The sequence below is a fragment of the Vibrio limimangrovi genome (assembly GCF_054064025.1).
On the sequence record NZ_JBSUGF010000012.1, the window covers coordinates 32,572 to 47,069 of the forward strand.

Annotated in this window: 16 protein-coding genes; 9 read left to right on the forward strand and 7 right to left on the reverse strand. The window is 41.9% G+C overall.

Translation table 11 applies throughout. The features are described from left to right. Positions 1-656 precede the first annotated feature (656 nt). Both ACWYU8_RS16780 and ACWYU8_RS16785 read right to left on the reverse strand, forming a co-directional pair. Entirely contained in the window at positions 657-1,088 is a 432-nt protein-coding gene (locus ACWYU8_RS16780) for an MbcA/ParS/Xre antitoxin family protein (RefSeq protein WP_457520883.1), read from the reverse strand. A 156-nt stretch (positions 1,089-1,244) separates the two neighbouring features. Continuing rightward, the gene (locus tag ACWYU8_RS16785; protein ID WP_457520884.1) at positions 1,245-1,880 is read right to left on the reverse strand and encodes an HNH endonuclease family protein; all 636 of its coding nucleotides are present in this window, start codon (positions 1,878-1,880) and stop codon (positions 1,245-1,247) included. Positions 1,881-2,254: 374 nt separating this feature from the next. Between ACWYU8_RS16785 and ACWYU8_RS16790 the strand changes: the two genes are divergently transcribed. From ACWYU8_RS16790 to ACWYU8_RS16800, 3 genes are all read left to right on the forward strand, one after another. Continuing rightward, positions 2,255-2,542, forward strand: coding sequence for a hypothetical protein (locus ACWYU8_RS16790; protein ID WP_457520885.1), 288 nt, complete (start codon positions 2,255-2,257; stop codon positions 2,540-2,542). Between the two features lie 200 nt (positions 2,543-2,742). Further along, positions 2,743-2,994, forward strand: a complete 252-nt coding sequence (locus tag ACWYU8_RS16795; RefSeq protein WP_457520886.1) for a hypothetical protein — start codon at positions 2,743-2,745, stop codon at positions 2,992-2,994. Between the two features lie 412 nt (positions 2,995-3,406). Further along, entirely contained in the window at positions 3,407-3,709 is a 303-nt protein-coding gene (locus ACWYU8_RS16800; protein WP_062854507.1) for a hypothetical protein, read from the forward strand. A gap of 370 nt (positions 3,710-4,079) precedes the next feature. Here the strand turns inward: ACWYU8_RS16800 and ACWYU8_RS16805 are convergent, their stop codons facing one another. Continuing rightward, positions 4,080-4,589 (reverse strand): DUF4468 domain-containing protein, encoded by a 510-nt coding sequence (locus tag ACWYU8_RS16805; protein ID WP_457520887.1) that lies wholly within the window; start codon positions 4,587-4,589, stop codon positions 4,080-4,082. Between the two features lie 219 nt (positions 4,590-4,808). Here ACWYU8_RS16805 and ACWYU8_RS16810 point away from each other — a divergent pair, with 219 nt between their 5' ends. The 6 genes from ACWYU8_RS16810 (at position 4,809) to ACWYU8_RS16835 (ending at position 8,736) form a co-directional block, all read left to right on the forward strand. Then, positions 4,809-5,345: a hypothetical protein gene (locus ACWYU8_RS16810; RefSeq protein WP_457520888.1), complete on the forward strand. Its 537-nt coding sequence runs from the start codon at positions 4,809-4,811 to the stop codon at positions 5,343-5,345. 338 nt (positions 5,346-5,683) lie between these two features. Then, complete coding sequence (locus ACWYU8_RS16815) at positions 5,684-6,187, forward strand: hypothetical protein (RefSeq protein WP_258498243.1); 504 nt, start codon at positions 5,684-5,686, stop codon at positions 6,185-6,187. 98 nt (positions 6,188-6,285) lie between these two features. Then, positions 6,286-6,699, forward strand: coding sequence for a hypothetical protein (locus tag ACWYU8_RS16820; protein ID WP_258498245.1), 414 nt, complete (start codon positions 6,286-6,288; stop codon positions 6,697-6,699). A gap of 246 nt (positions 6,700-6,945) precedes the next feature. Continuing rightward, positions 6,946-7,404 (forward strand): hypothetical protein, encoded by a 459-nt coding sequence (locus tag ACWYU8_RS16825; protein ID WP_258498247.1) that lies wholly within the window; start codon positions 6,946-6,948, stop codon positions 7,402-7,404. A 93-nt stretch (positions 7,405-7,497) separates the two neighbouring features. Beyond that, positions 7,498-8,082, forward strand: a complete 585-nt coding sequence (locus tag ACWYU8_RS16830; protein ID WP_317590452.1) for a hypothetical protein — start codon at positions 7,498-7,500, stop codon at positions 8,080-8,082. 150 nt (positions 8,083-8,232) lie between these two features. After that, positions 8,233-8,736: a hypothetical protein gene (locus ACWYU8_RS16835; RefSeq protein ID WP_258498251.1), complete on the forward strand. Its 504-nt coding sequence runs from the start codon at positions 8,233-8,235 to the stop codon at positions 8,734-8,736. 134 nt (positions 8,737-8,870) lie between these two features. Here ACWYU8_RS16835 and ACWYU8_RS16840 read toward each other — a convergent pair whose 3' ends face one another. From ACWYU8_RS16840 to ACWYU8_RS16855, 4 genes are read right to left on the reverse strand one after another with little or no spacing between them, the layout of a single operon-like run. Continuing rightward, positions 8,871-9,329: a hypothetical protein gene (locus ACWYU8_RS16840; protein WP_119565121.1), complete on the reverse strand. Its 459-nt coding sequence runs from the start codon at positions 9,327-9,329 to the stop codon at positions 8,871-8,873. Between the two features lie 2 nt (positions 9,330-9,331). Next, positions 9,332-11,392, reverse strand: a complete 2,061-nt coding sequence (locus tag ACWYU8_RS16845; RefSeq protein ID WP_457520889.1) for a hypothetical protein — start codon at positions 11,390-11,392, stop codon at positions 9,332-9,334. Next, positions 11,389-13,125, reverse strand: a complete 1,737-nt coding sequence (locus ACWYU8_RS16850) for a hypothetical protein (protein ID WP_457520890.1) — start codon at positions 13,123-13,125, stop codon at positions 11,389-11,391. The genes ACWYU8_RS16845 and ACWYU8_RS16850 overlap by 4 nt, the downstream gene beginning before the upstream one ends. Beyond that, complete coding sequence (locus ACWYU8_RS16855; RefSeq protein ID WP_119565014.1) at positions 13,118-14,443, reverse strand: site-specific integrase; 1,326 nt, start codon at positions 14,441-14,443, stop codon at positions 13,118-13,120. The genes ACWYU8_RS16850 and ACWYU8_RS16855 overlap by 8 nt, the downstream gene beginning before the upstream one ends. Between the last annotated feature and the right edge of the window lie 55 nt (positions 14,444-14,498).

Sequence of the window (14,498 nt, forward strand, 5' to 3'; positions counted from 1 at the left end):
TATCTACTAACTCAAACTTTTGCGAAATCCATAGACAGGCAAGACCAGCGGTTTTGATGCCACTGTTAACCATGTATAAACGCTCCGTTTTTTCAATTACCGATAGATTTAGAAGACAGAGATCGTGGTTTAGCTTTTGACCTATGGAATCTAATACGGGTGACAAAATACGGGTGACGTTACCAAACTCATTTCTGTCCATAGACGTGGCAGCACGATCTTCGCTAGCACTCTTTGCCCCATTCTAATTTATCTCAGCTTCCTACATCACTTTGTATGTATCGCTATGGCCTAAAATTTAGCTATTGGTTTTGGCACTCTACACACCAAAAGTTCACATGTGGCTGAATATGAGGAGGAGCTAGAGAAAAACACCCCAGAAGACCTAAAAAGCTGAAGAAAAATACAAGCGTTAAAAACAAAATAACCTGATTCAACCGTAAATTTTGTTAAATTTTTAGTTAATCTTACAGCCATTCAACCCAATTTTTTGGGAAATTCAGTTTCAACCGTAAATGTGGTTAAATTTTCGGTTAATATTCCTACCTACTAACCCAAACTTTGGGAAATAAAAATGATACTATTGTCGAGGTCGAGTCATGAACGTTTTGGATGTGGGGTATAACGCTTAAAGGGATTGATGGCATATAACATCTCTATAAATCACACATCAGCCCGTTTCTTTGCAATCTATCAATATGTTTGTATACCTTTTGTAAATCACCAAGTATCCCTGATTCAATAACTTGAATTGGCGACCTCCCAGAAAAATCATCATTATGATTTATCATCGACATAAAGCCTTTAACATTGTCGGAATTATTAAATATAACTCGTAAGACATTGTGAATGTTGAGTATGTAGCTAACTCGCACCAATTGGTCGTTACTTAACGTTATTTGTTTCTGATTCGTCTTAAATTCATCGTAAGATAACTTGGAAATATTAAGAATTTTTTGAATCTGTCTATTTGTGCAGTCCCAGGATGACAGAATATTGTCTGCTGCTTTAAAACCAGCCATATGAGCATGATAGGGAGTCATTCCTTCCACCAATTCTTTTTCAGAGAACCTTTTTTTACTCATCATCTTCATCCAAGCTATGTAGGCACATTAGATTTTTCTAATCCAATGTGCCTCAGAAGTTACAATATCTCTAAATACCTTTTGTCCATGTCATTCGCCGCCGCGACAGGCGTGGAATTTCTTTGAGCGAACGTCCAACGTTCAATTTCTCCAGGCTTGTTAATTCAGTCCGTAAAGCTTAACTATTCGCTGGAATCTCAGCCTGTATTGTTTCTGGTTGGCCGGCGGTAACCACTCATCCAGTCCTTTGTCACCTTTTGAACGATTGAGCGATGCACCTACCGCAACCAAATTACGAGGGTCATTAGCAAACAGCTTACGGGTATCTTTTGTCCACTGGTCTGCGCCGTGCTTCCACGCCCAGCTCAGAGGTACAATGTGGTCAATATCTAGGTCAGATGCGTTGTAGTATATTTTACCGCTATACATCGAAATCCATCGGCCACTGACAACACGACCGTGCTCATTATAGTTCAGGTTACCGGTATTCTGAGCGATAAGTATCTCTTGTCTCGTATCCTGTCCATCGTGATCGACATCCGCCCACCCATGCCCAAACTGGTCGCGTGAGTAGTCGGAGCTAAGTGAATCAGAGCTACTGTAACCGGCTGGCAGTTTTCCGCCTGCGTTCAAACATAATTCTAGCGTGTCATACGGGGTAAAGTTCTTAGTACGACTGTAGTAGCTGCTGTTCTCGTCATGGCAAAGGCCACTGCTGGACATTTTGACAAGCGCCTGTGCCGGCACGGAGTTGACGAACAAAGCGACAATCAAAAACTGGAATGCACGATTCATTAGATACCTACGCTATTCTGGCTAAAATTCTACTCTGCCAGAAAAGCGTTTGCTTTCATATCATTGGGCAGGCGGATTATGCGTGAATATGAGCAAGTATGATGCTCTCCATACTTGATTACACATTGTCACTGAAAGTCATACTTAGCATTTGGTAACACTGAAATGCCCCTAACCTTGCTAGCTACATGCTGTCCCCAATTGTCGGTAAACTGACTTTTGCTATACTGAACTAATCCAAATGTCGTATTGTTGTGTATGCTTCGAGCAAGAAAATCTTGACGGAAATCGGTCACAACAGACGAAGTTGATAGGTTTTAAGATGAACTACTTTGCAAAGGATCCCTTCTAGGTAATGTAAACCTGGAGGGTAAATGAAAAAACTAAAGCAACAGTACCGAAGCCGAGACAAGGCGTATGGGCATTATCTGTGGGATGTGTATCCTCGTGTACGTAGTGGGACTCATAAACACTTTTCAACCAAGCAGGAAAAGAGTTACTTTTTCCTCCATGAAATCGAGTGTCGAGGGTATCCAATAAAACTGAGAGCAGCTAGAGGAAAAGCACTAGCCGACCCTTGGGATGATTATCCAGCATGCGTATATGACGTTGCGAAGTGCTGGAAGCATAATTCAAAAAGGCGTCACCAGTACTACAAATAAACATCATCGAGCCTCGCTAATGCGGGGCTTTTTTCTGTCCGTCGGCGTGTTCATTAGAGTCTTCACAGTGGGCACAGATCTTACAGGTTATCCTGAATCGGTTCTGCCCCATTACTTACTTCAGGGCAGTCCTTACGTTATAGCTAGTAACTCATTATGCTATAAATTATCCAATGTCATTTTGAATAGAAAAGCGAGCTATGAGCAAAAAACGGTTGTCAGAAAAAGAAATGGTTGAGGGGATGACACCCCATACTGCACATGCTGATGAGCTGGCTGCAGCAACATTGGATGAATTGGGCTTTGAACCCTCTGAAAGTGATTACAAAGCCGCATTGAAGCGAATTGAATCTCTGTTTGATGCAGCCGAACCAGGAACACCAGAAGGTGACGAACTTGAAAGGCTAGCTGCATTAGTTGAGGAGTATGAGGAAAAACATTTCCCCATTTAAGAACTGCACCGCACTTCTGTTCCGTAGCGAGTTACAGATCTATCACGCAGACTGCGTGACGCAACTTGCGTGATGAATACCATAGTGCCCCGAAATTAAGTCAACAAGCTGTTACCTAATTATGTGATCAGCAATTAGGTGAATACGGCAAACACACCTTTGCCCCATTGTGTGCCAGCGTCAATTGAGCCTGTTCCCTGATGCTCTGTCATATGACTTAGTTTTTGCTAATACGTTTAACGTGGCTACATAAGCGGCTACTTCGTTGAGTCACGATGATTATTCAGTGACTTTGGTAATTGTTGTTCAGTTGCCTTTAGGACAGCTATAATTTTCAGCTACTACTTGGTCGTTATTTGGTACTGGCTAACATCCAAGTAATGATTAATCTTATCAGCGACAGGAGTTCACAATGAAAGTTTATGGACAAAAAACGATAGAGGTCGTTGTTGATCGACATTGTGATATTTGTGGTGTTAGCGTGATGGTCGATTCAAATGGCGTTCAGTTAGAAGAGGTTGGTGAACTGACTGCCAACTGGGGTTTTGGGTCAAAAATGGACGGCATTACTCACCACCTTGATATGTGTGAAAGTTGTTTTCAAGTTGCGTTATCTGCTCTAAAGGAGCATCGTCGAAGCATTGTAATGTTCGATGATGAGCAAGACCTTCCAGATGAAAACTTTGGTGTAGATCGCTCTCATAGCACTAACTAGCAATACGGATTTCTCGGCAGTTGGACTGTTGCAATAACTTCCATCTGGCCAAATTGTGCAACAGCCTATTGCACAAATTACTTCTGCACAAATTAGCCTGAATCAAAAATGCCCCTTTCCAAGCTTGAGCAACAGAACGCTGATAATCCCCACTAAAAAATAGCCCGACTTTTACTAATAGCAGGCCTCACAGTTTCAATGCACGGAAACTCACATAAACGTTAAGAAACGGAGTTCCTAACGAGTAATTATTGTCTGCATTGTTATACAAATTAGCAAAAAAACACAGACTGTAACTGGGCGTCATTGCCTTAGTTTGTTGGCTCTACTATTCATATTTACGGTTTTGTGATAATTGGTCTTTATGTAGCTAAAAATCACTAAATGCTTCTATCTTTCCTTTACCATTTAAAGCTGACTCTAACCCCATAGATAGGTCTTTATAAGAGCTTAAAATCTGATTGTATCCGTAACGGCTAGGAAGGGGCCACCCATTGCAACGCGAATAAGTAGGTACGCCATTAATCAACTCTAGTTGTAATCTTGCCTTGTTGTCTTTCGCCATGAATCTGATGTTATACTCGGAGCTACAGGTTAGGTTTAATGCTCCACCATAAATATTCCAATTGACAGCTCCTTTGCCAATTATCAATCCTTCATCTTCATCTTCAAGTCTAATGACAGAACGACTATCACCATAGACGGTGGCAAAGTGTCCTCTTGCTCGCATCCATAGTGTACTCTTTTCTGTGTTATTGATCGTGTAATCGTAGGTAACAGCGCTTACTTCTTCATGCTTCATGGGCTCGGCTTCAGGTGTAGAAACACAACCTTGTAGAGCAGGTAAAAGTACAGCAATTGTGACTAGAGTCTTGTTCATGATTAAAGCCTTATGTTGTTCAATTTTATTGGGTGAAATGCCACTAATTACGCAGTATTTGCAACTTGGTGTGTATTTGCAAAAACAAACGCCGACAATACAATAAATATTGCTAATACTGACTGACCTGTTGTTATAGAGGAGCAAAACGTACTTTTGCATTCGAGTGTTTTATGTGCAAAATGAGTTGTGCATTTAACAAAATAAGAGGTGTTCGCAATGCACAGCATAACCCAGCAGTTAGTTAACCTTACCAACATATATCATACGCTAAGTCGGCTAACTCAGTCTGAAGAAGCACTCAACAGCCACAGTCCTGCTCTATTTGGAGTTTTTCAACAGGTTCTCTATTCCCAAACGATAATGCAGCTAGCAGAACTAAGAGCCTACATTACTTTAAAACAGAATAAAGGCATCGGTAGCCCTCTAAAAAACACAGCCCATAAAAGACGAGACCATGAATCTGTATGGTTATCCAAATATATTATAGAGTTAGCACCAACAACTCTTAAAGCGGTGGAAGAAGAAACCATTGTGCGGGTTTATCTAAACTTCATTATTGAAGAGTTTATCATGCATAAGACGGAATCAATGAGAGCAAGAGTCAAAAGGTTAGATCTGCAAAAATTACATGCAAGCATCGAAGACATCTGTGATAGATACGACTTCCCAGTAGATGTGCAACCTATGAGAAAGGATTCCATATCCTTTCTTCTAAGCACTCTTGATCAAGGGAGCATGATCCACTCAAGTTAGTGCATCGAATACATTGAGGCGAATCCTGAATAAACTGAATCTGACACCACGGTTCAGGGATGGAAGGTTATATCCATTTTATTGCAAATTGACCACCGCCGACAACGGTGATCTTTGACGTTTTGGGATACGAGAAGTTATCCGAAGGTTGGGAACCGCCTTGCTTTGCTAAATTGAAAATGCCCCTTTTCTTCTTAGAACTGTTGCTCGCAACATCTTGAGTTATCCCTGTTTGACCCAATTTAGCTAATGTTTCATTATGTGTTTAGTTGATTACCATTCAAACTTTTCGATGAGCTACAAATAGGGTTCAGGCCCACTTCGTACTAGAGGACTGTATGGATACACACACATTAGTTAAAAGAGCAAGCGCATTTGCAAGGGACAAGGATTTTAACAAAGCTATTGAGGTATTGAATGAGGTATACACACAATGCGAGCCTGATGAAGCGGCGCTGATAAAGGTTATCCCCTACTTTCAGAAAGCTGGACGATACGATGAGCTTAATGAGTATTGTACAGAAATGCTGATCCCTAAAATCTCCATCTATAACAAGACTTGTTTTGCTCATACATGCCAAGAAATCCAACAAGCATTTGAAAACTTGGGATTACACAGGCTTTACTCCAAGCTTGAGCTATGTGCTAAACGGGAGAAAAATGAGAAAGATAAACTTTCCTTCCATTCATTAAGCACCTTTCATTATGCCGAATATGAAAGGCTTCTTGCCATTGGAGAAAAAAACGAGAAAAGTAAAGAGTATGGTGAAATGGTATCTATCTTTGGTAAAGACACAAGTAAATGGCCAGAGAACATAAGGAAAATGTACACAGGCAGTTAGAAACTGAACGTAGTTCCTTTGTTTAAGGCGGTATGCAGCGGCTTCGGTATTGGGTTGTTCACCCCTTAACTGTCCATGTGTAAAGGAGTAATCCAGAAATGTCTTTAGAGTTTTATGATGAGTTACTCAAAAGTGAGCGTTTCTGTGAAAGCTTGGGGCGATTGTTATTGATGTCTGGAAAGTTGGAATCGGCATTAAAGTCAATTGTTCTCGCGAGTAGTATTAAAGTGCGATACAACCTTAGCCGAGCTATGTTAGGTCAACTTGTTGGGAGCTGTAAAGAACATGAATTAGTCACTGAGGAGCTTAGTGAAGTTTTGGCGTTTATACTGGTTCGTCGGAACTACCTTACTCATAATCTTTACCCTTTGTTCAACGATGAAATTGAATACACATTATTGCCTAAAGACAACTTACACCCTGATGATGCTGAGTATTATTTCCCTCAATGCGTTGAAGAGTTAATAGCATATATAGAATTTGCAATCGACTATATCAACGAATGGAATTAACACATAACAAGGCGCTCAAGTCGGACTGCAAACCTGTGGCAGTTTTGGTTCAAGTTGGCTAATGTGATTACGGTGGTTATTTGAGGGATGGTGGTGTTTGCAGCCACTTAGCTTAACGTTAGGCACCAGCAGAGCAGTACGTAGAAAAATAGTTATATGAAGACACTCGAATTTGTAGCATCAATAATCGATTCCCTTGCATGGCCAATAACAGTGCTCCTATGCATACTGATCTTGAAAGAGCCTATGGGGAAGTTACTTGGGCGCGTATCTAAGTTTAAGTACGGTGAAATAGAAGCAGAATTCCAAGAACGATTAGAAAAATTAGTCTCGTTTGAACAAAGTGAGGAAGTTAAGGTGGGGGTTGATACTGCAGGGACATCTGTGGCTCTTGAAGACTTAGCTGAAACATCACCTAGGGCTGCAGTTTTGGAAGCATGGCTGAAAGTGCAAAAGGCAACTAGTGCCTTTTGTATTGCCAACGGATTTCCTCAGGATATTTCTCATCAAGGTCTGTTCAAACTCGCAAGAGAACGAAATTTAGATATCGACGCATTCCAAACCGCTCATCAAGAGCTACGTTTATTGCGTAATAAGGCGGTACATGCGACTGACTCAGATATAACCACTGCAACAGCACGTCAGTATATAAAGAATGCCAATTTCTTAGCTGACGAATTCAACATGAGGGCAAATGGTGCCTAACAAATTGTTCAATGTTGAAGTGCAATGCGGTGGCTTGGTCATTGCGTGCTTCACCCTTTAACTGGGCCTTATATTGTTTTTGGAGTTCAGCGTTTGGAAATTGATGAAATAATAGCTTTGACTCGGGAGATTATCTCTGACCATTCTTGTAATGTTGACCATGATGAAGAGCTATATCCCATAGTATCTGTGGCTACGAGTGACGCTTACAACTCAATCATTGACAGTTTTTACCTATTAGAAGACACCCAATTAGCAAAACATTCGTTCTTCGAGCGAAATCAGTCGCTATCTTTTGGTGAGTTGTATTTGTACTTCTATGGTGTCCTTAATGCTGTTTATATGCAGCAGCAAGCCATGTTAGTTCTTCTTAGAAAAATGGGGATAGAGTTTGAATTAAGCGAAATTCAAGGCTGTACAATCTTTGATATTCGAAACAGTTTTGCTGCTCATGGCGCAAATCGCGGTGGTAGACAAGTCAAAGAACATAGCTTTATTTTAGACCGTCATGCTCTTCGACAGGGCAAATTGAAAGGTTACTCCGCCAATCATGAAAGCGGTTTTCTATATCATGATGCAGATGCTTCAACTTTAATTTCAGAGTGGGACAAAATCTTTTCTAGGTATCTAAAGCGCATACTAGAAATGGTTAAAAAGAACTACGAAGCCACAATATAACACGTCGCTTAAGTCGGACTGCAAACGCGTGGCGGTTTTAGTTCAGATTGGCTTTATGTATCTACGGTGGTAATTTTACGTTTAGTGGGGCGTTTGTAGTCACTTAGCTTAGCGTTATGCACCAACGGCTCAATTTATAGAGGTATTGGCTTGAAATCTATTAATATTGTAACTCTCCCAGTCTATCGAATCGAAAAACGAAAGTATTACACTCAACGAGAGTTATTTATAGAAAAGTCGATATTTGGTGGACCAGATGAGCAGTTTAAAAGAGAGTACGCTATCAAAGACCCTCATTGGTTTAATCGTTTTAGAGCACACCTATGTGATACATACGGTGGGGCATGGGACTTTAATGAGGTTATTGGGTACATAGAGATACATATCATGGGCAATCAAATACGTGGTTCATATTGGCAGGATGATAAGAAACGTTTTGTAAAATCACGTAGAAAGCAATTTAAGTATGTGACTCATAAGTTAGTGCCTGAGATAAGTTTTCCCCGTTCGGCGGATAGTGATCAGGTTTATCAAGCAGTTTTAGAATATGTTTCTCTTTGTCAACGATACCTCAAGTCACGTTATATTGACCAAAGTAATCTAACCAACATCGGTAAGTATGTGGACTGGAAAGCGCTGATAAAAGGTGTATAACATTTAAGGTTTCAGGTACTTTTTCTTATCTGAACAGCTAGCTCTAAGCCTTATGAGCTAAGAAGGTTTTGTCCAATAACTAGCTAGAAGCATGCCCACTTGAGGTGCGCATCAAGTGGGCATAAGGGGCTGCACTATTTAATCGGCACGACCTTGCTCCTTTTCAGTTTGGCAAGTTCCTCCTTAAGCTCCGCATTCTCATACTCAAGGTCATCGATACGAGCTAACGCCTGAACAAGCTTGTCGTTTAGATGGTGTTGTGCAGCCGAGAAAAGGGCTAGCTTCTCCCGTTCGATCTCATACTTGGCCTTGAAGTTATCCTTGATGCGCTTTTCCTCGTTCAGCTTTGCACGTACCGTCTGGACCTCTGGCCGGATGATTTCACCTTTGCCTGCCGCAATTTCAGCTTTGGTCTTTTTAACCTTTTCAACAAAATCAGGGTAGTAATAACCACTGCCATTACCCAAGTTTGCTTCTTCTTCAACGGCTCTCACACTGAGCTTACGATGAGTAGGTATCCGTCTGGGTTTCCCTTTAGCAATTCGGTCTAAAGCAGCTTCTAGCGCAACGAGTGTATTTTCACTTTTCCCCATGCCTAAATCTCCATCACGGCTAGTTCTGCTTCAAAGGCCGTAAATTCCATACCAAAATCTTGCATCACGTTTTCTGCCGCCCTAATTTGAGTAATATAGTGACTTCTGTCTGTTACCGATATATCGTCACCATAAGCCATATAAGTTGTTAAGCTTCGGTGCTTTTTCTGCCACCACTTAGCTTGCTGCTCATCAATGATGCTACTGCCAGAACTACAATCAACACAGAATTGAGGCATTACCACTCCATCCATATCGCAATTGTATCCATTTTTACAGTAGCTATGACTTGTGCCGTGAAGGGTCAGCTTTCCTTCTTTGACTGCTCTGTAGATAACGTCCCATGAACTGTAGATCGTCGGAACATCACCTCGCATCTTCATTATGGCTTTACCGTGAGAACCTGAGAGTTTTTCATCAGAGTGCCATTGTTTAAAGATTTTATTCGCGGTGGTTTCAGCATTAATCTCTTCGAGTGCTTGCTGTATTTTCGTATCCACCTTTAAATCTTGCAGACTCGCCAGTTTACCACCGTTGGTATACCACTCTGTCATCGATAGATATAGGTGCTTAAATTGCTGCTTTAGTGCTACCAGCGTTCCTAACCTGTTCTTCACGCAGTAAAACGCTAGGGTGCGTCTAAATTGGTGAGTACTCAGAGGCCAAGGTTGACCAACCACAACCTGCTTTTCAATTTTAACCTGTGAGCGAGGGTTCGACTCCACACACTCTTGGTAATCTTCATCAGTCACAACAAAATCAAACTGTTTACAGAACCGTTTTAGCCGTTCATTCCAATTTGAAATTAATTTCGGCGCATGAGAGCGGAGAGTTTGATTCACCCAAAGAGAATTTGCGTATTCCTCATCGGGGTATTGCGCTTTTTCTCGCCATCTTTTTGTGAGGATGGACATCAAATCAATCGCGGTTTTTGATACGGCCGCCGTGACCCACGTTTCTCGTTTTTCACCCAATTTAAACGTATGAGATTGAAGAAGGTGAAGATCTCGGCCGCTCAGTGAGTCTTGGTAATAGCTATTCGAAGTGAGTTTATCCAGTTCGCTATCACGCATACCACTAAAACCGCCACACACAATGTAACTTGCCGTGATTAGTTGCCCTAAGTAGCGCTTAAAATCATCACCATTCTTCAAGGGGATATTGGGAAGCTTTCTTGCCAGTGGCTTAATCAGCTCATTTGGTTGCTTGGGTTGATTATATGCAATATTCGTAGCAAACTTTTGGGTTTCAATGCTCCCATCTGGATTCATGAATGTGAAGATACCGCCAGATTTCACCTTATCTTCTAAGATTTGCTTCCCTTGCATGTAGTTATCTTGGAGGTCACGCTCAGTATTGGCAATGAGCGTGGCATGAGGGAACGCTTCTTCAATAAGAGCCATTGCTTCGCCATAGATGGCGTGACAAAGGCGTTCAGGAATAACCAATGTTTGTTGCTGTCCTATGCCATTTAATCGCCTAGCTTCTTTTTTTGATTCGATACGAGCAAGGCTTAAAGCTATCTTATGCCAAGGGGAGTACTCTATAGCTGTGTTGATGGCTGTAAATACCTGCCCAAGTGAGCCAGAGCTAAACCCACTCTCGACAAAGTGCTCATCGAATTTCTGACGTAGACTGGAAGATGAAAGTGCAGAGAGAGAGTGCGCACTTTCTTGTGCGAGAAATCGGTAGGTTGCCAAAGCTTTGCAAAGTCGGCTTTGAACGGTTGAAAACTTTGGTGCCGTTCTTTTTGTTGGAGAGAGATTAAGTAACCAACCGTAAGTGATCAATTTCAATTCTCGTTGTAATTCTGGATAGGAATCTAATTGTGAAAAATTAAGATTGTTCTTGTCTTTTTTGCGTGAAAAAGCAAAGCAATTCCAATTGCTTTGGCCGAAGGTGGCGGTGATATTTCCGTCTTTATCTCGGCAAACAACCACGGCATCCATTTCGTCGAATCGCTGCTCATGGTACAAGGTGACAATATCGGCAGGCTGGACTTTATGCTCAACGGGAAAGTCAGCTAGATATAAATGATCAGTATTGAATTTATCATTGCTCATTTGGATGTCTCCTGTGGTGGAATGAGGTTTAGCACTGACTCGGCACCATCCCAGTTCGGATGTAAGCCCTCATCGTCCAATTTTTCTTCTGCTGCTTTAAGTAGAGAGGTCTTAATGTTTGGTAGAATCTGGGTATCAATAAACACAATGATGTCTTCAAAGTTTTTCTTGTAGTGATGAGCATCAAGGTGGCGATACAGGGATTCTTCAATACAGCTTTTGAAGCTTAATAGGCACCAAATGTCTGAGAGAGATTGAACTATGACTTGGTCTGGGCAACCAAAACAACCAAGTAAGTCGGCACACGCCAATCTCTCACCGTCTTTAATCAATCCATGCTTGAGCGCTTTTCTTGTGTACTTTTCTGACTTTTCACCAAAAGGCTCAGAGCAACTTCCTCCGTTCGGAGTGCGACTCAAGTTAGGGAGGTTGATTTTGTTTTCTGCCTCGATAACCAACACATCAATGCCTAAGCTCTTTTGAGCTTCTTTCGTGCTTTCACCATGCTTAATCTCTTGCTCTCGCAAGGACATCGCATCTTGTATCATCCCATTATTGGCAGTTCGGTTTCCCTTACTGTAGTTTTGCTTTCTCGTATTAGAAGTGTTGTTGAGCATTATGTCGTTCACCAACTCACCTTGATGGTAAGTCGTGATTTGTGCGCCCGTTTCTCGAAAGCGACTGATAACAGGGCGCAAACGACGACCTGTTTGGTCAGTGAAGGTAAAGTGCTTTTCGACCCATCCCCCGAAGAAATCTCGCAAAGTTCCGCTCTTGATCGGAACGCGTTGTTTTGAGGTGACCGTTTGCAATAATGTAGCGTTGGGGTCTGTGGAAATCAGGCGTGATGCTTCAAGCAGCATATCAAAGAAGCTCATTGCGTATTTAGGGATGTCCAGCTCATGATTGCCCATTTCAACTTGGATGGTTTTGAATGCTCGGCGCTTAAAAGCGGGCATGGTGTACCAAATCTCACCGACTGATGTAGAGGCGTTATCTGGCTGCTTTAGTTGGAATAAGTCGCTGGTATTGGCGTAGGTGTAGTAAGCCAGTAGGTACGTGCCCGCACACATCATTTTGCTGATACCACCACATAGTTTGTACTGCTTTCCCTTCCAGTTAAACGTCATGGTTGGGACGTTCTTATGAGCATCTATGTGCTTTTCTGGATTCTCAATAAACTGCTTGGCAGTTTGTTTAAAAAGGCTGCGTAAAAACGGCAGTAATTGATTCAAGTCACTTCGAGTATAAGCCTCAAAGGAGTCTTCATCACTTCCATCCGTGATGGTGATGCTGTCGAAGTACGTACTTGGCAGGTCTAAGTAATCACAAAATAGACGCAGCATCTTAGAGCGTTTATGTCTGTAGGTAGAGCGCTTTATTTTTCCAAGCAATACCTCTTTATAGAGAAACCCAAAGTAAGCTTCTGTAGCGTATTGTGTGAATGCCTCTTCATTGTTCTCATTGCACCAACGGAGATAGAGAGAGCACTGATGATAGGTATCGTATAGTGTATGGTGGCTTTTCCCTTCGGCCATAAAGTCATCAAAGCGAGATTTCATTTGAAGGATAAAGCCTTCCCTATTTGCATCTTCAAAGTGACCTCCCTGCTGTAATGCTATTGTTGAAGGAAATTCCTTGACGATGAAGCGATTAAAGTCGGCCAAACAGTTGTCGTCGAATTGAATACAAAGCTCTGGTTTCCAGCCGTGCAAATAAGTGATATTACTCATTCACACCGCCTAATGCTTCATGCATGATGCCGTCTAAAATGCCGAACTTAACTTTGAAAGCCTCTTTGCGCTTCAAGTAGCGTAAGTATTTCCAAGTGGTTGATTCGTTTCGGTGCCCCATCCATCCCATTAGTAGCCCCAAACTTTCTGATGAAGATAGCCCTGCTTCAAGCATGTCATTGAGTCGATAAGTGCCATAAGTCGAGCGCAAGTCATGAAAGCGATGTGTGAATGTAGGATGGATCTGTTTAATCTCGGATCTGAGCTCTGTCCAACGAGCTTCTATCGACTTAGCGGTTACGGGGTTACCTTGCTCACTGACGAACAAAGGTTCGTGACGCTCAGATAGCTCCAATCGCTCAAGCACCTCTTTCTTTAGCGTATCTGCCATTTCCGGCAGTGCTTCAAGTTTTTGGTCAAGCTTGTTTACCCGTTTGATTCTTCGCTCTGAAACGCGATATTCATTCAATGTCGATAATAACTCGGCAGAGATTTCTACTTGGCGAGACTTGAGGTATTTGGTCATCACACCTGTTGTTTGAGGTGATATCGATAACTCAAAACGGTGCTTACTTTCAGCTACAGGCGTCGCTGTCTCGATAGCTCTAGTGGATAACGTAGCTATCTCTTGGATACGCATACCCGTATCCAGAGAAATAAGCACCTGTAAGCGCAGTTCCTCTGAAGCCTTGGGTAGATATTGAGCGAGAATACTCAGTAACTCTTGGCTCAACGGAGTGAGAGGCCGGATGTTGCTACTGTCGGCATCTTTAGGGACTTTAATGCGTAGGTCACTTGTTTCTACGGTAAAAGTGGGTGAAACGTGAGCTAATATTCCCGAGCTCTGAACAGAAACAAATTCCATTTTGAATGGCGCTTCTTTCTCGTTCTTTATCTTTAGATAACCGTCATGCATCAACCATTTATAGTAATTGACGATTTGGTTCATTCGAACGCTGGCAGTGCTATGCGCCAAGTCACCCTTTTTAATCTGCTTTAGTAGGTGAGAGCGAAATAGGTAAGTTGGTTTTAGCCTTTTGACGGGAGGGAATGCATCCCACGCTAAGTTCTCATCTTCAAGGAATTGATAATAGGCGTAAAGGGCTTGGGAGCAGGGATTAAGGTCTTTAGCATCCTTAATGGCTTTTTGGTAAAAGAGGTAACTATTGGCTTCATGGTTGAATGAACCATCACCATTGAAAAGAGTTGGGAGAGAGCCAATATTCCCCTTCGTCTTAACAGGAGAGCATTGGCAGGTGTTGTCACTGATTGACAGTTCTGTCTGTTTATAGACATTGCTTGATTGTATGAGAAACATAAATTCACCTAGAAAACCACTGGCCATACATACAGCATAGCCAGTGGTTGATTAT

Excerpts from the sequence above, each read along its gene's own strand:
- ACWYU8_RS16820 (WP_258498245.1), top strand. The coding sequence starts at position 6,286 with ATGTCTTTAGAGTTTTATGATGAGTTACTCAAAAGTGAGCGTTTCTGT.
- ACWYU8_RS16805 (WP_457520887.1), bottom strand. The coding sequence starts at position 4,589 with ATGAACAAGACTCTAGTCACAATTGCTGTACTTTTACCTGCTCTACAA.
- ACWYU8_RS16840 (WP_119565121.1), bottom strand. The coding sequence starts at position 9,329 with ATGGGGAAAAGTGAAAATACACTCGTTGCGCTAGAAGCTGCTTTAGAC.
- ACWYU8_RS16790 (WP_457520885.1), top strand. The coding sequence starts at position 2,255 with ATGAAAAAACTAAAGCAACAGTACCGAAGCCGAGACAAGGCGTATGGG.
- ACWYU8_RS16855 (WP_119565014.1), bottom strand. The coding sequence starts at position 14,443 with ATGTTTCTCATACAATCAAGCAATGTCTATAAACAGACAGAACTGTCA.
- ACWYU8_RS16825 (WP_258498247.1), top strand. The coding sequence starts at position 6,946 with ATGGGGAAGTTACTTGGGCGCGTATCTAAGTTTAAGTACGGTGAAATA.
- ACWYU8_RS16785 (WP_457520884.1), bottom strand. The coding sequence starts at position 1,880 with ATGAATCGTGCATTCCAGTTTTTGATTGTCGCTTTGTTCGTCAACTCC.
- ACWYU8_RS16810 (WP_457520888.1), top strand. The coding sequence starts at position 4,809 with ATGCACAGCATAACCCAGCAGTTAGTTAACCTTACCAACATATATCAT.
- ACWYU8_RS16795 (WP_457520886.1), top strand. The coding sequence starts at position 2,743 with ATGAGCAAAAAACGGTTGTCAGAAAAAGAAATGGTTGAGGGGATGACA.
- ACWYU8_RS16850 (WP_457520890.1), bottom strand. The coding sequence starts at position 13,125 with ATGAGTAATATCACTTATTTGCACGGCTGGAAACCAGAGCTTTGTATT.
- ACWYU8_RS16780 (WP_457520883.1), bottom strand. The coding sequence starts at position 1,088 with ATGATGAGTAAAAAAAGGTTCTCTGAAAAAGAATTGGTGGAAGGAATG.
- ACWYU8_RS16815 (WP_258498243.1), top strand. The coding sequence starts at position 5,684 with ATGGATACACACACATTAGTTAAAAGAGCAAGCGCATTTGCAAGGGAC.
- ACWYU8_RS16845 (WP_457520889.1), bottom strand. The coding sequence starts at position 11,392 with ATGAGCAATGATAAATTCAATACTGATCATTTATATCTAGCTGACTTT.
- ACWYU8_RS16800 (WP_062854507.1), top strand. The coding sequence starts at position 3,407 with ATGAAAGTTTATGGACAAAAAACGATAGAGGTCGTTGTTGATCGACAT.